Raw genomic sequence first — 20728 nt, 5'->3', positions numbered from 1 at the left:
ACTCAGGACGAAGGGCTAAAAACTGATACTACGCAGGTTGGAGCGCTTGTCCATCTAAAAAGGCAGGACGAACTAGGAAAGCAACGTGCATAGGATAGCCCTGGGAGTAGATCGCATCGATGTACCGCAGGGCTGTTTCTCGATTTTTGCAGGTGCGTAAAACTTTCTCGTTGCCGTTGGCGTATTGGATGCGTAATTCCCAGAACATCGCTTTTCCCCTTATGAAAATAGTAGAAGCACAAAATAGTCGGTAAGCGACTTTATAAAGCTTTCATGAACCCATCCTATAAGCTTTATACAAACTTTGCACTCAGTAAAATTAATGAATTGAATAAACATAGCGATCGCACTTTCTAGTTGTCTGGAAGAAAAAGCTGAACGACTACGTACTGGAAAACACGGTTTGTCTTCTAGAAGTAAAGATACAATCTAAATCGAGGCGAATATTATTTAGGCTAAAAAACCTGAAAGCCTGAAATTGTATACGTTTTACTGAGATAGGGATAATTACGCAAATAGCCAACTGGTAGGGAAAGCAATTAAGCTTAATTACCAGTGAGTGTCAAGCGTGAGGATGTAGATTCTTCGATTGACAGGCTTAAATGCAAGTGTGTTCAGGAGCAAAAATTAACACGATGTTTGACTGCATTATTGTCGGTGCTGGGCCAGCAGGTGGAACCGCAGCTTATCATCTAGCTAAGGGAGGGCGTTCGGTTTTAGTCCTAGAAAAAGACGCAATGCCGCGTTACAAACCGTGTGGGGGTGGAGTATCGCCTGCGGTACAAGAGTGGTTTGATTTTGATTTTTCTCCAGCGATTTCCTTAAAACTCAAATCACTCCGCTATACCTGGAAAATGGGCGATCCAGTGGAAGTAGAGCTGGAAACGGGAAAACCGATTTGGATGGTACGGCGAGACGTTTTCGACAACTTCCTGATGCAGCAGGCGCAGAAACAAGGCGCAGAACTGCGAGACAGCACTGAAGTGACGGGGATTGAGTTTAAAAGCGATCGCTGGCAAGTCAACACCGCCAATGGACCTGTTGAAGGTCGCTATCTGATTGCCGCAGACGGAGCCAAAGGGCCAATGGCTAAGTGGCTGGGCTTTAAAGAGCGCAAACGGCGTCTGGCTGGAGCCTTGGAGGCAGAAGTACCCGTCCAAAATGCTAACGAGCAAAAGATCCATTTTGAATTTGGGATGGTCAAAAATGGCTATATTTGGAACTTTCCCAAAGCAGACGGCTATTCTATCGGTGTTGGCACGTTTATCGGCGGTGAACCTCAAGACTTTAAGAAAATTTTGGCTGAGTACGCCAAGTCCTTCGGCGTAGAGGTCAATACTAGCCAGCAATATGGTCATCCCCTTTGCCTGTGGGATGGCAATCAAACGCTGCATACGCAAAATGCAGTTTTAGCCGGAGAAGCCGCCTGTGTTGTCGATCCGTTTACTGCTGAGGGAATTCGTCCCTCAATGTTTAGCGGCTTGAAGGCAGCGGAAGCGATTGACAAATCCCTCTCCGGCGATGGCAATGCTCTGGAAGGATATACCGACGCGATCGCCCAAGAATGGGGATCGGATATGCTATGGGCGCAACGCTTAGCAGGAGTGTTCTACAGAATTCCTGGTATTGCTTATCGAGTCGGTGTTAAGCGCCCTGCTGCCACTGAGCGCATGGGCAAGATCCTGTGCGGAGAAAGTCGTTACTCTGAAGTGGCAGACAGTGCTATCAAACGCCTCAGCAAGAGCATGATACCGGGAATGGGTGGGTAAAACGATTGAGCATTTAGAAAGTTGAGGGTTAACTTCTTTTGGGTGGGCAAAAGCCCACCCAGATAAGATTTGGTAGGCATTGCCCACTCCACAAAATCAAATTTTTGAGCGTGCAACGCCCTTTAAAATCGTCAGTGATGAAATTTCCTCATGTGTTATATTGGGGCTTTCATCCAGAAACTTGCTAGGTTATGTCTTCTAGGACTGCAAAGTTATCCAGGTTCGGGCTGATGATTGTAGTAGCGGGATGCTTAAGCTTCCTGACACTAGGTTGTCAAAAATCAGAGGCTGACGCTAAAAAGTATGTTGACTCAGGAAATACTTTAGCTCAGCAAGGCAAATTAAACGAAGCGATCGCTGACTACAACAAAGCCGTTGAGATTAATCCCAAAGATGCAGAAACTTACAATAAATTAGGAACTATTCTGGTCAACCAAAAAAAATTCCCTGAAGCAAGTGACGCTTTTAAAAAGGCAATTGCAAGTAATCCTAAAAATATAGAACTATATCATAAATTAGGATTTGTTCAGGTTCAAGAAAAGCAACTGGAAGAAGCATCTGCTACTTTCAAAAAGGCAATTGAAATCGATCCCAAAAATGCCAAATCTTATAATGATTTAGGATTTATTCAGGTCAATCAAGGCAAATTACCTGAAGCGGCTACCAACTTCAAAAAGTCAATTGAAATCGAGCCAAAAAACGCCAAATCCTACAATGATTTGGGAGTGGCTTTAGGTGCCCAAGGCGAAAAGAAATTACCCGAAGCGACTGAGGCTTTCAAGAAGGCAATTGAAATTGACCCTAAAAGTGCAGATGCACACTATTTCTTAGGGGTTGCCTTGGTCAAACAAGGAAAGTTAAATGAGGGAGTCGCAGCTCTCAAAAAGACCACTGAAATTGCTCCGAAAGCAGCACCTGCTTACTTTGGCTTAGGGGTAGCTCTAAATCAACAAGGTAAAAAGTCTGAGTCAATCGAAGCTATGAAAAAAGCCAGAGACTTGTTTAAAGAGCAAGGTCAAACTCAGCAAGCTGACCAAATTGACCAGGGATTAAAGGCATTGGGAAAACAGTAACCAGTTTTGACACTCCCATTCCCTGAAAAGAGGATAGGATTTTTGATTCAAGGAGTAGGGGCACGGCATTGTCGTGCCCCTACAATGGTGTATGGATAACTTTTTTCTGGAAGTTGTAGGTTGGGTTGAGGAACGAAACCCAACACTAATTTGTTGGGTAAAGCGACGCCTATAATGTTGGCAAAATTTGATGAGAGCGAATTTTATCAACCCAGCATTTTAGTCTAGACGTGCTAGTAGATTGGGTTGAGGAACGAAACCCAACAAATGCTTATGCGTGTTGGGTTTCGTTCCTCAACCCAACCTACGCAGATTTTGGATTTTTAGCTCTAAATGAACCGTATTGGCGTATGGATAACTTTTTTCTGGAACTGTAACTAGACAACTAGCAGCGGGGAGACACTCCCAAAGCTGGGTCGGGATGTTGGCAACAGGCGCTTAACATCCTCAACTTTGATGACGCTGAGTACTCGATCGGTTTAAAGTCGGCTACTAGAGTGCATCCCTTGCAGCAACAAGCATGGTAGAACTGGGACAAACACTCTTACTTGTTTCGACATGACGATTTACTTTTACAAAGTTGACGATCCCTACGGATGTTTTTCCAACTTTTCTCCTCATGGGATTCATTTGCTGGGTCAAGATTGGATGACGGTGGAGCATTATTATCAAGCGCAAAAATTTGTTGGTACTGAAGATGAAGCGTTAATCCGGGCGATCGCTGGCGCGAAGACGCCAATGGAAGCCGCGACACTGGGACGCGATCGCACCCGCCACATCCGTCAGGACTGGGAACAAGTGAAAACCCAAATTATGCGCGAAGCCGTGCTAACCAAGTTTCTGACTCACCTAGAGATTCAATCTATTCTGCTTTCTACTGGCGATCGCCCGATCGTGGAGGATTCTCCCACCGATTATTATTGGGGTTGCGGTGTAGAAAAAACTGGACAAAATCATTTGGGAAAAATTCTGATGAGTGTCCGTCAAGAAATCCGGCAACGGTTAGGAAAAAAGTAGCATTACTCCTTTCTAAATTTGTATATTTGGCTAACCTGAAGCAAGCGATTTTCTTAGGGAAAATAATTTTTAAATTTATCTACCACAATTTAAGTAGACTGTCAATATTTTTGAATCAAATTTTTTAAATAATATTAAATTTAACAATAAGTTTAAAAGTTTGATAAAATCAATAGTTTTACGAATACCCATCATGACTTTTTAGTTACAAAATAGAACTATACAAAAAACATTCATACAGACCTGAATTTATAGACGTGGTGGATAAAGCGAATGAGCTTAAGTGATAATACGCAAACAATGCAGCAAGAAATAGACCAAGCAAGCTTATTACACGGAATCACGAATCGGATTCGGCGATCGCTAGAATTGCCAGAAATTTTGTCATCGACAGTCGCTGAAATTCGCTCATTGCTTGCAACCGACCGCGTGATGATTTATCGGTTTCATGCTGATGGCAGTGGAGAAGTGATTGCCGAGGCGATTGATGACAATCGCCTCCCATCCTTGATGGGGCTAAATTTTCCGGCTGATGACATTCCTCCCCACGCCCGCGAGAAGTTTCTTAAGGCTCGCCAGCGCTCAATTGTCGATGTTTCCTTAGGGTTAATTGGTCTGAGTTCATTGGATTGCGCCCAGACGGGTGCTGCTTTGAAGGCGGAAGATATTCGCTATCGCCCAGTAGATTCCTGCCATATTGAATATCTCACGGCAATGGGAGTGAAATCTTCCCTCGTGGTGCCGATTCTGTATCATGATGCCCGCACGCAGCAGACCCAGGCGGAACTATGGGGTTTATTAGTCTCTCATCACTCTGAACCGCGTTCGGTTTCGGAACAAGAACTGCAAATCGTCCAGTTAGTAGCGGATCAAGTTTCAATTGCGATCGCTCAATCCACCTTACTGCAACTAGCCTGCACCCAAGCGACGCGGGAAGCTCGGATTAACCGAGTTGCAACCCTGCTCCATGCGCTGCCAACGATTCAGCTCTCTGACGCCCTTGCGGAAACGGTTGCAGCCTTTCAAGGTTGTGGTGGCAGAATTTACATAGCGGCAGAAAACCCAAGTCAGTCAACCCTATTTGCCTGCGGTGAGCAACCCATGCTAGGAGCCATCGGCAAAGATCGTCCGCTTGAAGAGCATCCCGTTTGGCAGGAATATTTAAAGTTACAAGATATTGCCTGCAATCCCATCAAGGCAGTGACGGATCTCTATAAACAAGCTCATCTGCGAGTCCTCGCGCCAGCATTCCGCACGACTCGGATTCGGGGCATACTCATTGTCCCCCTCCAGTATCGTCAACAGTTTCTGGGATATTTGTGCATTTTCCGCAATGAAATTGACACGGAAACTTTGTGGGCTGGAAATTTTGACCCCGATCAGCGACAACTGCAACCCCGTAACTCTTTTGAGGCATGGAGGGAACTGAAACGAGGTCAAGCACAAGCGTGGACTCAGGAAGAAATTGAACTCGCTCAAGCCTTGGGTCATCATTTCTCAATGGCGATTGAGCAGTATCTGCTGTACTTACAGGTGCAGTCTCTCAATAGCAACCTGGAGCATCAAATTCAAGAGCGAACCACCCAGTTGCAACAGTCCTTAGAGTTTGCCAAAGTCCTCGGTAAGGTATTAGACCAAATTCGCAGCACCCTGGACTTACAAACCATCCTGCAAACCATCGTTCGGGAAGTTAGACTGCTGCTGGACACAGACCGAGTCGTGATTTACCAGCTCACCCGAAAATCGCATGGCTTGGTGGTGGTGGAAGCCGTTAATGGCAACTGGCCCTCAGTGTTGGGTTTGACGGGACCGGAAGATTGCTTTCCAGAGGAGTATGCGAAGCTTTATAGTCAAGGGCGGGTGCGAGCGATTAACGATGCAAAAACGGAAAATATCACTGCTTGTCATTGGGAGTTTTTGCAGAGTATGCAGGTGCAAGCCAATCTAGTCGTACCGATTCGGATGGGCGAACAACTGTGGGGACTGCTAATTGCCCATGAGTGTCATGCTCCGAGAGCCTGGAATGTTGCCGAAGTCGAGCTGCTACAGCAGCTGGGAGATCAAGCCGCGATCGCAATTCAGCAAGCCGAACTCTACCAAAAAAGCCGTAGTGCCGCTGCTACTGCTACCGCGCAAACTCGTCGCATCAAGCAAGCAGCGGAACAACAAAAAGCATTATTTAGAGTGGTTACTAAAATTCGAGACTCTCTGAACCTCGATACCATTCTCAAAGCAACAGTGACTGAAGTTCGGCACCTGCTCAACGCCGATCGAGTCGGCATTTTTCGCTTCGATCCGGAGTCGAACTGGGAAGTGGGAGAGTTTGTCTCTGAGGATGTTCGAGATGGTTTTGTCTCGGCTTTAACCATGAAAATCCGCGATCGCTGCTTTGGAGGGGAATACGCCCAGCAGTATCATCAAGGTCAGATTCAGGTGGTTGCTGACATCTACGATGCAGGCTTAACAGATTTTCACCTCCAAATTCTCTCCCTATTTCAAATTCGAGCTAACTTGGTGGTGCCACTGCTCAAAGGAGACGTTCTTTGGGGATTGCTCTGTATTCATCAATGCTCCCAAGCGCGATACTGGGACGCCCCGTCCATTGATTTTGCTACCCAAATTGCCGCTCAACTCGGCGTCGCGCTACAGCAAGCAGAATTACTCGCTCAAACCCAACACCAAGCAGAACAACTCGCTTGTGCCCTCCAAGAATTACAACAAACCCAAACCCAACTGATTCAGACCGAAAAAATGTCGAGTTTGGGGCAGCTAGTTGCAGGTGTGGCTCACGAAGTCAACAATCCGGTTAATTTTATTTACGGCAATCTCATTCACGTTGGCGAGTACGCTTCATATTTGCTCGATCTGTTGCATCTATACCAGGAGCGTTATCCCCATCCCGATCGGGAGATTGCCAAACGGGCAGAAGCAATTGATTTGGAATTCATTGCTGAAGACCTGCCCAAAATGCTGTCGTCGATGAAGGTGGGGGCTGACAGAATCCGTCAACTGGTGCTGTCTCTGCGGAATTTCTCTCGCCTTGACCAAGCCGAGATGAAACGGGTGGATATCCATGAAGGTTTAGACAGCACGCTGTTAATCTTGCAACATCGACTCAAAGGGAAGGGCAATGCTCCCACTATTGAAGTTGTAAAGGCTTATGGCGATCTGCCCTTAGTTGAGTGCTATGCCGGTCAGCTCAATCAAGTGTTTATGAATGTCCTTAGCAATGCGATTGACGCGCTGGAGCCGCAAAACGACTGGGGTCAATCTTCCTACCCGATGGCAACCGGAGAAGCTGCTGGTTCTGTGCAGCACGCAAGTGACAAGGCTGTTCTAACACAATCGGAAGTGAAAACTTCACCCGGTCAGATTACTATTCGCACCTTTTTGAAGGAGGAAGCAGAAAGAATAAAAGATGAAAAAATACAGGATGAAGAAGGAAGGATAAAGCATGAAACAGATTCTCCTATTCATCCCTCCATCCCCGATCCTGTTCATGTGGTGATTCAAATTATTGACAATGGCCCTGGTATGCCAGAGGCAGTGCAGGCGCAAATCTTCGATCCTTTTTTCACGACCAAGCCGGTTGGTAAAGGCACTGGTTTGGGACTGTCGATCAGCTATCAAATTGTGGTGGAAAAACACGGCGGCGTCTTTAAGTGTTCTTCTCAACCAGACAAGGGTACTGAGTTCTGGATTGAAATTCCCGTTCATCCACAAAATTGAAAGAAGCAATTGATGCTGTGGCAAAAAGCGAACGAGCGCGATCGCAAAGCGCTGACAAGAGTCGGTTCGGGCTCGTTCATCTGTCAAGCACCAGACTCGGCTGAAGACAGCATCAACTAGAACTTGCGATCGCTAGAAAAAGTTTTACGGGCAAATTTTCTGGAGAGCGATCGCTGCCATTTCAGTACCTGCTTGCTAACCGGGAACTGGTGCAGCAGCACGTAGAAGCAGGGAATAATAAACAAGGTTAGCAGCGTCGCCAGAGATAGACCGGAAAACACCACAACGCCTAGCGGTTGCAGAAATTCTGAGCCTTCCCCGATTCCCAGTGCCAAAGGAAACAAGCCGAGAACCGTAGTGATGGTGGTCATCATAATCGCTCTCAGGCGCATGGGAGCCGCTTTTAAAATCGCCGCTTGTCGGTCGATGCCTTCCTGTTCGTGAATCTGGTTAGCCAACTCCACCATGATGATGGCGTTGTTCACCACAATACCCACCAGCAGCACCGCACCGACTAGCACCGTAGCACCGATAGGAGTTTGGGTGATATAAAGCCCCAGAATGCCCCCCGCTAAAGCCAGCGGCACCGTGAGCATAATTACCAAGGGGTCAATCAAGGAGTTGTATTGCACCGCCATGACGACGAAAACCAAGAAAGCGGCTAAACCTCCTAAAATTTTCAAGGAGTTTTGCAACTGCTGATTCGTTTCCTCTGCCGAACTGGGAAGCACGCTCACGCCTTCGGGTAATCGCAAATTCCCCAGTACCTCGTCTACCTCTGTCAGGGCATCGCTGAGGTTAGCTCCTTCACTCAGACTACCCGCAATGATAAAAACCTGTCGTTGGTTAATCCGCTGAACTTCACCAGGCGCTTGACCTTCGGAAATGGTAGCGACATCACCCAGCCGAACTAAGCTGTTGTTATTGACAAATAAGGGTAATTGTGCCAGTTGCGAAGCGCGTTGCACAGATTCTTCATTGAATTGTACGCGCACATCCACTAAGCGATCGCCTCTTTGCAACTGAGTCGGTACTGACCCCTCGATTGCCGTCTGAATCGTTTGCCCAATGTCTTGCGTCGTCAACCCCAACTCCTCTGCACGCTCCCAATCCGGTCGAATCTGCACTTCTGGTTGTCGAGAGTCAGCATCAGGTCGGAAAGTTGCACTTTTTACTCGCTCATCCACGGCTTGCAGCACTTGCCGCCCTGCCTGTTGCAACCGCTGCTCATCGTTTCCCTGGAGGATGATATCCACATCCGCCCCCCGCACTGGCGAATTACTTAGGATAATCCCTCGTACCTGACCGGGATTCAGCCGCAGACGAATCCCCGCCAAGTTAAGTTTGTTAAACTCCTGATTGACTTTTTCGACAAACTTCTCGACATCTGTACCTTGCTTCAGGGTAATTGAGCTGGAAGCTCGTAGGGGATTGGCATTGGTGTTGCTGCCGAACAGAGAACCTCCGGCTGTGCTAAATACATAGTCGCTTTCTGGCTGTTTAACCAGGATTTCGTCCACCAGTTTCATCACTTTGCGGTTAGTTTCCACGCTAGTTCCGGGAGGAAACTGGGCAAACAAATTTGCTTGACCTGTATTAATCCGAGGCAGAATTTCTTGAGGAATTTGACCGACCATCCAAAAACTACTGCCGCCGAAAAGCAGAAAAATAGCGGCGATGACTAACAACCGATAACGCACTACTCCAGTCAAAAAGCGGGTATAGCTGCCAGTCGCTGCCTCAAATCGGCGGTTAAATTCGCGCAAAGGCCAAAACTGACCCACGCCACTCGACCACTGGATTGCCAACAACCGGGAACTGAGTGCTGGCACAACTGTCAGCGCCACCAATAGGGAGGCAGCTACAGAAAAACTAATGGTAAGAATTAATTCACTAAATAGCAGGGAGAAAAAGCCACCAATCAGCAAAAACGGCAGCACAGATACTAAGTTGGTAGTAGTAGAGGCAATAAGTGCCGATTCCACCTCGCGACCGCTGCGTTCTGCTTGATCGATTACTTGCTGACTATTCAGGCGGGCTTTGCTATCCTGACCCGGAATCATGCCAGCACCTTCGGCAATCGTCTCCATCATCACGATAGAGTTGTCTACGACAATCCCCACACCTAGTGCCAAACCACCTAAGCTGAAAATGTTGATGGAGAGTCCAAATAGCTGCATTAAGATAATCGCCGCGATGGTCGCTAGGGGAATGGCGATGATAATAATTAAAGTTTGACGGGCGCTACCGAGAAATAGCATCACCGCCAACGCTGCCAACCCTGCACCCAGCAATCCGGAACTGGTCACGTTGGAGATCGAGTTGCTGATAAATCTCGATTCATCCAGCGTTGCCAGCAGTTTCATGTCTTCAGGAATCACCCCAGCTTGCCGCAGTTCTTCGATGCGTTTTTTAACTCCATCCACAACCTCGATAGTATTAGCATCCGGTTGCTTTTGGATGCTGAGTTTTACCGCTGGTTGCCCATTAAGATAGACAAATACCCGCTGTTCTTCTGTACCATCAATGACTTCGGCAAAATCTCTTAGATAAACGCGAGATTGCGGTAAAAGTGTAGGGCTTGCTGCTCCTCCTGAGCTAGCGGTTGGGGAACCAACTTCAAAGGAGAGATTGCTAATTTCTTGAGCATTCTGAAAGCGTCCGACGGTGCGGGTTAGCGGTTCGGAGTCAGCGCCTTGCAGACGACCGCCAGAGATATCCTGGTTGCGATCGCCTAAAGCATTTAAAACATCTACCAAACTCACCCCCAGCGCCTGTAAGCGATTCAGGTCAATTTGCACACGCACTTCTTCTTCCACCCCACCCGCCACATCGACGCTGGCGACACCATTAACTACACCCAGTTCGCGGGATAATTCTTCATCGGCAAATACCCGCAAATCCGCATCTCCCAGCGAAGAGGATTGCAGCGCCACTTCGTAAACGGGCAGCTGGGAGGGGTCAACTTTAAATAAGCGGGCATCTTCGATGGTACTGGGGAGCCTGCTGCGACCCCGGTTAAAGGCAGCAGTAGCATCGTTTAGCGCCTGGTCAATGTTGCCTCCCGGTTCAAAGTACAAGTCTAAACTCACCTGCCCTTCGCGGGTTTGGGAGTAAACTTGCACCACTCCTTGTGTGGTACTCAAAGTTTCTTCTAGTGGCTTGGTAATTTCATCAACTGCCACTTCTGGGGAAATCCCAGGCGCTTCTATCCGCACGCCAATCCGGGGATAGGTGATAGATGGCAACAAATCTACTTGGAGTTGGGAGAGAAAGAACACTCCCAGCACCAACACGGCGATGGTAAGCATGAGTGTGCCGATGTGGCGGCGGATGGCGATCGCGCTTAGGCTAAATCCAGACATAATAATTTTGAGTTCTGAATTTTGAGTTAATTCGGAATTTTGAGTTTTGAATTAAGAAGTCAAAACTCAAAACTTTACGGCGCTTTGGTTTCTGATAAAACACTTAAGCGTACAGGTTCGCCATCTTTGAGCGGCTTACCAGCGCGACTGACAAATCGCTCTCCCGGCTTTAATCCCGACAGAATTTCTACTTTTCCATTTACGCGATCGCCCACTGTCACCGGTCGAGCTTGCACTCTTGGCTGTTGCTTGTTTCCGGTCAACACAAACACCGTCGCCGCTGGTTTTGGGTTCCTCGGCTCCCCGGCTCCCCGGCTCCCTGGCTCCTCTGCACTTCTGCCCCCTCTCCCTCCTGCTTCTTGCAGCGCCGTTTGCGGCACCACTACCCGTTGGGACGTATTTGACGAAAAGCTGACCCGTGCCAACAAGCCGCTGCCGATCTCACCCTTGGGGTTGGCAATCGTGACTTCTACCGGCACTTGACGAGCCGCTACATTCGCCGCCGGAGAAATGCGAACCACTTCTCCAAGAAACTCCTTGTTCTTGAAGGCGTCTAATTGCACCCGCACCGATTGTCCAACCCGGATATTTGACAGTTCCAATTCTGAAACTGGCACCACCACTGTGACGCGGCTGAAATCTCCAATTTTCAAGATTTCACTACCTGGGTTCGCTAAATCGCCCGGTTCTAACCCTTTAGAAACGACAACGCCGCTAATTGGGGAAGTTAATACTGAATAGGATTGACGTTCGCGACTTTGAGCCAGTACAGATTGTTGCGCCTTGACTCTGCCTTGAGCCGCTGCGACTGCTTGCTGTTCTGTACCCACCTGTGCCTGAGCAGAGAGCAAAGCTTGTTGAGCCGTTTGAGCTTCTGTTTGGGCTAATTCTGCTTGTTGCTGAGCGATCGCGCCTTGTCTCGCCAATCCAGCCAGTCGAGCCGCATCCCGCTGTGTTTGCTGCAATTCAACTTTTGCCTGTTCCACCTGTGTCCGGGCATTGGCTACCTGAGTTCGGGCGCGGGCAACTTCCGCTTGGAGCGTTGCGAGTTCTGCTTGCGCCTGATTCACGCTAGTTAACAATGTTGTGTCATCTAACTGGGCAACAATTTGACCCTGAGCCACCGCATCTCCCACATCTGCCTTAAGCGAGAGCAGTCGTCCTTCCACCTGGGGTTGCACCGATATTTCTCTGATTGGTCGAGTGGTGCCGATGTATTGTACATCTTCTTGGAGAGATTCGCTGCGAGCGATCGCGACATCCACTGGCGTAGGTTTTCCTGCCTCCCCTTGTTGTCCTCTTGGAGATTGAGCCTCCGCTTCAGCTTTCGGCAGAATGCCACAACTGGTCAACCAAGGCATCCCTAAAACAGCAAATATCAATATAAATAGGGAAATTTTTTGATTTTGCAGTTTGCTTGTTGATTTTTGACTCGCTTGCTGCCTAGAGAGAGCAGCAGATACATCAGGAGACATACGCTTAAGTTGCACTTGGGTGTTCCAATCAGGACACTGTTCGGACTCGCATTCGGCGGGGCAGTCCAGCGGTGAGATGCACAGGCAACAGGTTAGCTCTGTGCCTGCCTATCTATTTAGACTGCTGATAGTTTACAAACGTTCACTTTACAAATCATAAAGTGCAAAGACAGTTCTATTGGTCAGCCTTAAGGGCGGATCTTTGGCATCTGCCTTCTGGTTTTCAGCGAGCGATCGCCCAGAGCAGGATTCCAGATGCTATGCTTTTTTTAAAACCCTTGACAAATTCTCAAATCCTTGCATTACCAATTCTTGCGGGTTAAAAATCTATATCTGTCAGTCGTTCTGGCAGTGGCTGGGAGTGTAGTAATTAGGGTATCTGAGAACGTGCCCGTACAAGCTCGTCCCGCTCCTGTATTTACTTCCCATTTAGAGAAAATTCAAAGCAGCATCCCGCCTGGGTTGGTCATGCGCTTGCCGTCCCAAATTCGACTCAGCGGCCCCTCCGATGTAAATCCTGCTGAGTTGATTGTCCGCGTCTTCCCGTCAGAAACTCCCTTAATTTATACTGTTAGCCTTTTTACCTGCTACAGTAACCCCCAACCGTGCTTAGTCGGAAGTTTTTCGGTTGAGAGAAAGACTTCTCTGAATGCCATGAGAGAATTAGAAAAACATAAAGCAGCAGGCGATCGCATCACTTTAAGGAAGGATATTAGAGGATATCTGTTAGAAGGACCAAAGCAAAAGCCATCCTATGAATTTTCCTCAGTAATGTGGCAGCAGGATGACTTCATTTATCGCGTTAGTTTTCCCACCATAGAACGGTCAAATATCCTGTTGATGGCTAATTCAATGGCTAACGATGTGCCGCTTTTCCACAGGGTTTCTCGTCCACTTCCCTGATAGTAATACCAAGTTGCCTTCAGACATAGTACATTTTCGTAGGTTGGGTTGACGTAGGAAACCCAACACCTGCATGGGTTACGCTATCGCTAACCACTACTACAAATAATTAATCCCGCCTACTTAATACCAATAGGACTTACGCAAGAACTCTCTGAAACTCTTATTCCTTTGTGTCTTGAAGCGTCCTTCGCGGTTCGTCTTTCCATAACTTTGCGTAAGTCCTGACCAAGTTGCCTTCAGACAGAGTAGGGTCTGAAAACAACTTGTTGGGATGATTCCAGTAATCTACAATCCGCTGAGCGTCTCTAGCAGCTTCTCCACTTCAGCGTTATGGTCGAGGAAGGAGAACAAATGTTTATAGCGCAGAATTCCCTGTTTATCAAGTACGAATTGGGCTGGCAGAGGCGCACCCAAAGCTTGACCCGTACAGTAAGCTCGAAACGTCCGACAACTGGGGTCGCTGAGCAAGGGCATCTTTAAACCCAGATCTTTGACAACAATTTTGCTCTGCTGTTCGTCGGTACTGGTAATCATCAACACCTCGACGCCCAAACTGGTAAAGCGCTCGTAGTTTTCATTCAGCGCTTTGATGTGAGGAAAGCAGAATGGGCAATATTGCTTTTCGGTGAAGATGCGGGTGAAGGCAAGGATGACGGGTTGCTTTCCCCTGTAATCCGATAACTTGACTTTACCCCCATTAGTAATGTCCGGCAGTTCAAATGCTGGAGTCGTTTCTCCCAGGTTTAAACGGCTGGTTGCTGGAATCGGCAAGAAATTCTGAAAGAAGCGTTGATTTAACAGTCCGCTAAAGTCAGTAGATGTCAGCATTGGTATATCATTTTGGTTTGATTGCTGTAATTGTAATAGTTCTTTACTTTTTTGCGAACCGGGGCGAATCGTGGACGAGAGAGCGATCGCATCCTTCATCCCCAACAAAAATCGCATCCCTCTTAAGTTAGAAATGCGACTTAATTTTAAGCTCTTGGCGTGTCCTTTTTATCCATTGAGAGTTTTGCCAATGACTAAACTAACTTTGACTTTGTAACCGAAAGCTTTCTTGAAAGCTGCTTCTACATCTGGCAACTTCTTCTCAGCCATTCGGAAAATCGCCAGTGATGAAACTTTAATGTAAGCTTCGCCATTACTAAAAGCGATGAGTTTTCCATGCTGACTCATTAGCTGTTTCGTAGCAGGTGGCGAAATCTGCAAAATTACCCCTTTCCAGATTAAGTCTAGGATATTTTGAATTGCTTCTTGCATTGGCTTGAGGTAGTCAATTTTCTCCAGGTTTACAGGCAGTTCCAGTTGGACGAATTTTTCAGCTTGCATTGTCTTAGTCCTAATTCAGAGCGATTGTTTTTACCAGGAAGAAGCGATTTGCTGTTGGCTGCTTCCTAGAGCCGACATATCTACAATGCCTGAGCTGTCTGGGCTTGATGGCTCTGGTTTGGTAGCAACTTTGGCTCAGATTTCAAAACTGAGCCAAAACTGAGCCAAGTTAGAAGTCGGGAGAAGTTATAAAAGTTAAATATGTGTCGATAGAGATTACAGGATAAGCATGGCAGCTACTATCAGAGCATCCCAGCAGGGGATAGAAATCGTCAATCAAGCTAGAAGGAGGAAAGGATGGAACAAACAAGCTGCTATCTGGGGTGAAAAGCATAATTTGAAGCGATTTTGGCGCTCCATACCAATTGACCGAGATGCCTTCGTCGGGATTTGTAAAGCTGTAGGAATTGAGGATTGGGAAGAGATTGTTGATAACAGTCCATTGTCTAACACAAATTCGAGAGCAGAGTTTTTTGCTTATGATGATGCCTGGGTTGGTCGAGAGCAGCTAGTTACCAAACTTACTGAGAAAGTTCAAAGTTCGTGCCGCTTATTAATCCTTCTTGGCATCACGGGAATTGGTAAAACAGCTTTGGCTGAACGATTAGTAGTGGAATTGCAGCCTGAGTGGGCTAAGTTTCACCAAGAAAATTTTGAAAACGAGCAGCAAACTTCAGACTTTGCCAGCGTTGCAACTCGATGGCTGGAAAAGTGGGGAGAACCCATTACGCCAGAAGACCGCAAAGATACAAATCGGTTGCTAAATTTGCTAGTCAAGCGATTGCGAGAGAATCGGTATCTGGTGCTGATAGATTCGCTGGAACTTATTTTAGAAGGGAATGAAGAAGAAGGATGGAATGATTTTAAAGATGAGTGGTGGGTAAGATTTTTTGAAAGTTTGCTAGCAGCAGAATCTTGCCAAAGTCGAATTCTTCTGACTTCCCAGGATTTGCCAGAGCAAATTCCAGCACGTTACAAAAACTTTTGGGATTGTACAGTCTTGAGTGGACTTACAGAACCAGAACGGTTAGAGTTGTTCGATAAAACTGGGCTAGAGGTTGACACAGATTCACCAAACACACCGTATCTAAAACGGATTGGCGGTGCTTATGAGGGACATCCTTTAGCTTTGCGAGTGATTTCAGGAGAAATTTGCAGTAAGCCTTTTTATGGCAATGTGGTGGTTTACTGGAACAAATATGGGCATGAAATTGAAGAAGTCGAGAAGGCAATTGAGGAAGCCAAAACGAAAGGAATAACAGCATCAGCAGATGACCAGTGGCAGCTAGATCGATATACTCGTGAATTGAGAAAAAATGTGCGACATCGGCTGGAAAAAACTTTTGGACGCTTGAAGAGAGATGTCCTTAATGCCTATCGATTGCTTTGCGAAGCTTCTGTGTATCGCTGTCCAGTACCGGAGGAGTTTTGGCTGAGTCATTTGGAAGATTGGGACTGCAATGAGGATCAGCAAGAGACTGCGCTGGAGGTGTTAAGAAATCGCCATCTAGCTGAGGAAGTTGTTGAAGACGATCAATTCCTACTAAGACAGCACAATTTAATCCGCAGTGTAGCACTTGAACACTTAAAACAACTGGATTAATAAAATGAGTAATATTTTACCGCCTAGTGAATTGGTTTTGGCTGAGCTAGGTATCGATTCAGCAGCCATTAAATTTATTCATCCGCATTGGAAACGCACCCGTTACAGAGCCGTCATCAACTGGCTAACAAAGTACAAACCCAAGCCAGATGCAACCAATCTAGAGAAAGTGCGGGGCTACTTGGAAGCATTTCACCATCTCTGCGAAGTGGAAGCTTGGGAAGAAGCTAGTAGAATACTCTTAACTCGCCTCAATACACCTACCAATGAGCAATTACATAATCAACTAGAACTTTGGGGTATTTATCATGAACGTGCTAGTTTATACAGCAGGCTTCTAGACAAATTAGGTTCCCGTTTAGATGTTCAGCTCGTATATGGTTTAAGTGATTCCTGCTATCACTTGGAGAACTACAACAAAGCAATTGAGGGATATCAGTGGTGTTTAGCTGTCGCACGGGAAAATAGAGACCAGCAGTTGGAAGGTCTAGCTTTGAGAGGCTTAGGGAATGCCTACGATTCACTTGGAAACTATGCTAAAGCACTTGAATACCATGAGAAATGTTTAGCCGTTTCACAGAAATCAGGAGATCGTCAGTTAGAAGGACAGGCTCTAGGAAATATTGGACTTGTATACCGTTCCCTAGAGAACTATGACACAGCAATTAAGTACACACAGCAGGACTTAGAGATTGCACGAGAACTCCAAAATTACCGATCAGAGGCAGCAGCTTTAGGAAATTTGGCAGGAATTTATTGTTTCTTAAACCGAGATATTGAAGCGCTTGATTACCTTAACCAAAGTTTAGCTATTTGTAAAAAAATTCAACATCGTCGAGGGGAAGCAGATGTTTTAGGAATTTTGGGCGGCGCTCATTTTAATTTGGGAGACTATTATCATAGTATGTCTTCAACAAATCCATATATAAACAAATTAACACAAAATAAAAAATTATTTTACTTTAATTATCGTAAACTTGGTATTTCGCATCAGCCACAAAATCATCTTCCATCTCACCACTATACTAAAGCAGTTGAATACTGGCAGCAGAGTTTGCTTATTTATCGTGAACTCGAAAACGATAAGGGAGAGCTAGGTATTCTGGGAAATCTAGGATGTGTCTATGGCTCTCTAGGAGAATATGATAAGGCAATTGAGTACCAGCAGAATAGTTTAGCAATCGCACAAAAAATCCATGACTTTTCAGAACAGGAGCGGCTCTTACTCAATTTATGTGCTACCTATTGCGCCTTGGGAGAGTATGAAAAAGCGATCGCATACAATCACCAGCATCTAGATATCGTGCGCTGGCGTTACAGGAGTTAACGCGATCGCAATCATAAAAAAATAAACCCCAAGACATCTGATAAGAAAAATCTCATCAGATGTCTTGGGGTTTTGATTTATTCACAACTGAATCAGTTATAAAACTGACTCGCCACTAGAAATTTTTTAGACGGCAGAAAAGAAGACCTTTGACTTAACGGGGTCGGGAACCATCGTCTTGTCGCCCGGTTGCCAACCAGCGGGGCAAACTTCATCGGGGTTAGTTTGTACGTACTGGATTGCTTGCAGCGTCCGCAGAGTCTCATCGACGTTGCGACCAAAAGCCAGGTTGTTAATTGTAGCGTGCTGAATCACGCCTTCTTTATCAATGATGAACAGCCCCCGGAGTGCAATGCCTGCCTCTGGATCGAGGACATTGAAAGCAGCACTAATTTCTTTCTTAATATCAGAAACGAGGGGATAGTTCAGGTCGCCGACGCCGCCGGACTTGCGGTCTGTTTGAATCCATGCCAAGTGGGAAAATTCACTGTCAACAGAGATGCCAAGGATTTCAGTGTTGAGATCCTGAAATTTTGGATAAGCGTCGCTAAAAGCTGTAATCTCTGTAGGACAAACGAATGTAAAGTCAAGAGGATAGAAGAACAAGACTACATATTTGCCACGATAGTCAGACAGTTTAATGGTCTTGAATTCCTGATCGACCACAGCGGTTGCGGTAAAGTCTGGGGCGGTTTGTCCAACCCGAAGACAGCCTTCTGTGTGGTGGGTCATGAATGGATTCTCCTTAAATGGAATAGATTTTGCATTGACTCGTGCTGAGTCAAGGGTAATCTAGTTGAGGTCTACCCTAGACGCAACGACGGCTGATTTACGAACTGTAACAACTATATCATACTCATAACGAGTTTGAGTAGGAATGAAGAATTTAGATACGCGCGAGTGGCTACTCACCAACGGGTTAGGAAGTTTTGCCAGTGGAACGGTTTGTGATGCTCGGACTCGGACTTATCACGGTTGGTTAATTGCCGCCCTCGATCCGCCGAGTCAGCGCACTTTATTACTGTCTCACCTGGATGCCAGTTTGGATGTAGGAGGACGGGTATTTGCACTTGGAACCAATTTTTGGACAGATGGCAAGATTGACCCTTGGGGGTACCAGCTGCTGCGTTCTTTTAAGATTGACCCCTTTCCCTGTTGGGTTTGGGGTGAGGATAACTGGCAGCTAAGCAGGCAGCTGGTGATGCCCTATGGCTTAATAGAAAGTAGGTCAGAGATAGTAGGTAGCGGAAAACAGACTGAGCAATCAGCCACTCCCCAGTTTTGTAACCGGATTTTGATCCAGTACCGCTATGAAGGCACTGAGTTGGCTACGCTGAGGTTACGCCCGGTGATTGGCGATCGCGACTTTCACCACCAGCAATCCGCAGCCTCAGGATTGTCCTTCTCGCAATTAGTCGGTCAAAAGCAAATTTATCTGCAAGCGATGCGTTCTGACTGGACTGGGACTCCTTGGCAATTGCGCTGGAGTAAGGGTCGCTATCAACCAGACACGGTTTGGTATTGGCATTATCACTATCCAGAAGAGAACCGGCGGGGATTGGGCGACAAGGAAGACCTCTACAGCCCTGGATACCTGACAGTACCCCTACAACCGGGAGACTCCCTCACCCTAGAAGCGAAAGTGGGATTATGCAACTCCAAACAACCACACCTCAGTTCCCTAGACTTTGAGCAAGCAGTGCAGGTACAACAACGACCCAAAGCGGTTGATAGTTCCTTGTTGATGGTTCATGGCAACGAACCATCAACAAGGGACAATGGTATTTGGCAGCAGCTGTTGCGAGCAGGCGATCGCTTTATCGTCTACCGCGCATCTATTGCTGGCTCGACTGTTATTGCTGGCTACCACTGGTTTAATGACTGGGGACGCGATACGCTAATTGCTCTACCAGGACTGGCTTTAGCGACTGGGCGCTATGAGGAAGCTAAGGGACTGCTGGAAACTTTTGGGCGCTATTGTCGCAATGGTTTGATTCCCAATGCATTTCCAGATACTGGAGCTGAGCCATTCTACAACAGTATTGATGCATCGCTGTGGTGGATTGAAACTTTGGGACTTTACCTGGAAGCAACGCAGGATTGGGATTTTCTGGCTCAGCAATATCCTGTGGTGCGGCAGATTTACAAAAGCTTTATGGCTGGCACCCTCTACAATGTCCGCATTGATGCCACCGATGGGCTAGTTACCTGGGATGCGCCAGGAGTGGCGCTTACCTGGATGGATGCGGTGGTTGATGGTCAGCCGGTGACGCCTCGTCGGGGTAAACCTGTAGAAATTAACGCTCTCTGGTACTCTGCTTTGTGTTGGGCTAGCCGGTGGGCAGAATTGTTATTAAGGGAAGGGGGAGCGAATTCAGAGAAGCGAATTAATCAGCGAGAACGCTATATTCAGCAGGCGCAACAGGTGAAGGGGTCGCTGCAAAAGTTCTGGAATCCGACTGTGGGATATTTCTACGATACAATCGCACCGGATGACGTGCGGGACCCCTCAATTCGTCCCAATGCAGTTTTGGCTCTTTCGCTCTATCATTGCGGGTTTCCCGCCGAGCAAGGGCGGTCTGTCCTCAAGGTGGCAAGCGATCGCTTACTGACACCTTACGGTCTCCGCAGTCTCGACCCCGCTGACCCCAACTATGTGGGGACTTATGCTGGGAATCCCCAATATCGCGATCGCGCCTACCACCAAGGCACGGTTTGGAGTTGGCTGATTGGCCCTTTTATTCGAGCCAGGACGCGCTTCTACGATTCAGAACCCGTCCCTTTTGATTGGCAGCCAATGATTGAACACTTGCAGTCCTCAGCCTGCCTGGGTTCGGTTTCGGAAATTTTTGATGGCGATCCGCCTCATGTAGCTCAAGGAGCGATCGCTCAAGCTTGGTCTGTTGCCGAACTCATCCGGCACTATTCCGACTAATTACAACCGAGGAATGAGTACAATAACCAGCTCACTCATTCTTCAGTCCTGACTTCACTTTTAAATGGCTCTAGCGGGATTTGAACCTGCGACCTTGGGCTTATGAGTCCCCTGCTCTAACCACTGAGCTACAGAGCCAACTTTTCTTGAACAACCTTATCATCGTAGCATAATGGCGGGATTATTGCTACCCCTGACTC

14 protein-coding genes and 1 tRNA gene are annotated in these 20728 nt (G+C 47.0%); 8 read left to right on the top strand and 7 right to left on the bottom strand.

Going from position 1 to position 20728, the window contains the following annotated elements:
* Nucleotides 1–28: 28 nt before the first annotated feature.
* Nucleotides 29–208, bottom strand: coding sequence for a family 2 glycosyl transferase (locus ACFW2W_RS14835; RefSeq protein WP_378179372.1), 180 nt, complete (start codon nucleotides 206–208; stop codon nucleotides 29–31).
* A gap of 427 nt (nucleotides 209–635) precedes the next feature.
* On the opposite strand from ACFW2W_RS14835, the gene ACFW2W_RS14830 reads away from it, so the two are divergent.
* From ACFW2W_RS14830 to ACFW2W_RS14815, 4 genes are all read left to right on the top strand, one after another.
* Entirely contained in the window at nucleotides 636–1769 is a 1134-nt protein-coding gene (locus ACFW2W_RS14830) for a geranylgeranyl reductase family protein (protein WP_378179366.1), read from the top strand.
* Nucleotides 1770–1999: 230 nt separating this feature from the next.
* Nucleotides 2000–2842 (top strand): tetratricopeptide repeat protein, encoded by an 843-nt coding sequence (locus tag ACFW2W_RS14825; RefSeq protein WP_378179364.1) that lies wholly within the window; start codon nucleotides 2000–2002, stop codon nucleotides 2840–2842.
* Between the two features lie 558 nt (nucleotides 2843–3400).
* A complete protein-coding gene (locus ACFW2W_RS14820; RefSeq protein WP_378179361.1) occupies nucleotides 3401–3859 on the top strand; it encodes an NADAR family protein in 459 nt (152 codons plus the stop codon).
* Nucleotides 3860–4132: 273 nt separating this feature from the next.
* Nucleotides 4133–7588 carry a GAF domain-containing protein gene (locus tag ACFW2W_RS14815; RefSeq protein WP_378179358.1) on the top strand — a complete coding sequence of 1152 codons (3456 nt, stop codon included), beginning with the start codon at nucleotides 4133–4135 and terminating at the stop codon, nucleotides 7586–7588.
* A gap of 116 nt (nucleotides 7589–7704) precedes the next feature.
* Here the strand turns inward: ACFW2W_RS14815 and ACFW2W_RS14810 are convergent, their stop codons facing one another.
* Complete coding sequence (locus ACFW2W_RS14810) at nucleotides 7705–10953, bottom strand: efflux RND transporter permease subunit (protein WP_378179355.1); 3249 nt, start codon at nucleotides 10951–10953, stop codon at nucleotides 7705–7707.
* A gap of 74 nt (nucleotides 10954–11027) precedes the next feature.
* Nucleotides 11028–12428: an efflux RND transporter periplasmic adaptor subunit gene (locus ACFW2W_RS14805; protein WP_378179352.1), complete on the bottom strand. Its 1401-nt coding sequence runs from the start codon at nucleotides 12426–12428 to the stop codon at nucleotides 11028–11030.
* A gap of 297 nt (nucleotides 12429–12725) precedes the next feature.
* On the opposite strand from ACFW2W_RS14805, the gene ACFW2W_RS14800 reads away from it, so the two are divergent.
* On the top strand, nucleotides 12726–13331 hold the full coding sequence (locus ACFW2W_RS14800; protein ID WP_378179349.1) for a hypothetical protein: 606 nt from the start codon (nucleotides 12726–12728) through the stop codon (nucleotides 13329–13331).
* A 288-nt stretch (nucleotides 13332–13619) separates the two neighbouring features.
* On the opposite strand, the gene ACFW2W_RS14795 is transcribed toward ACFW2W_RS14800, so the two are convergent.
* A complete protein-coding gene (locus tag ACFW2W_RS14795) occupies nucleotides 13620–14162 on the bottom strand; it encodes a peroxiredoxin family protein (protein ID WP_378179500.1) in 543 nt (180 codons plus the stop codon).
* A 168-nt stretch (nucleotides 14163–14330) separates the two neighbouring features.
* Nucleotides 14331–14663: a hypothetical protein gene (locus tag ACFW2W_RS14790; RefSeq protein ID WP_378179347.1), complete on the bottom strand. Its 333-nt coding sequence runs from the start codon at nucleotides 14661–14663 to the stop codon at nucleotides 14331–14333.
* A gap of 229 nt (nucleotides 14664–14892) precedes the next feature.
* Between ACFW2W_RS14790 and ACFW2W_RS14785 the strand changes: the two genes are divergently transcribed.
* The gene (locus ACFW2W_RS14785; RefSeq protein ID WP_378179344.1) at nucleotides 14893–16266 is read left to right on the top strand and encodes an NB-ARC domain-containing protein; all 1374 of its coding nucleotides are present in this window, start codon (nucleotides 14893–14895) and stop codon (nucleotides 16264–16266) included.
* Nucleotides 16267–16270: 4 nt separating this feature from the next.
* Entirely contained in the window at nucleotides 16271–17593 is a 1323-nt protein-coding gene (locus ACFW2W_RS14780; RefSeq protein ID WP_378179341.1) for a tetratricopeptide repeat protein, read from the top strand.
* 126 nt (nucleotides 17594–17719) lie between these two features.
* Here the strand turns inward: ACFW2W_RS14780 and ACFW2W_RS14775 are convergent, their stop codons facing one another.
* Entirely contained in the window at nucleotides 17720–18325 is a 606-nt protein-coding gene (locus tag ACFW2W_RS14775; RefSeq protein ID WP_378179338.1) for a peroxiredoxin, read from the bottom strand.
* A 145-nt stretch (nucleotides 18326–18470) separates the two neighbouring features.
* Here ACFW2W_RS14775 and ACFW2W_RS14770 point away from each other — a divergent pair, with 145 nt between their 5' ends.
* A complete protein-coding gene (locus ACFW2W_RS14770) occupies nucleotides 18471–20528 on the top strand; it encodes an amylo-alpha-1,6-glucosidase (RefSeq protein ID WP_378179335.1) in 2058 nt (685 codons plus the stop codon).
* Nucleotides 20529–20593: 65 nt separating this feature from the next.
* On the opposite strand, the gene ACFW2W_RS14765 is transcribed toward ACFW2W_RS14770, so the two are convergent.
* Nucleotides 20594–20666, bottom strand: a tRNA-Met gene (locus tag ACFW2W_RS14765).
* Nucleotides 20667–20728: the final 62 nt, after the last annotated feature.

The sequence above is a fragment of the Coleofasciculus sp. H7-2 genome (genome assembly GCF_042747725.1).
Classification (GTDB): domain Bacteria; phylum Cyanobacteriota; class Cyanobacteriia; order Cyanobacteriales; family FACHB-T130; genus FACHB-T130.
This window is presented reverse-complemented; position numbering and strand designations above follow the sequence as displayed.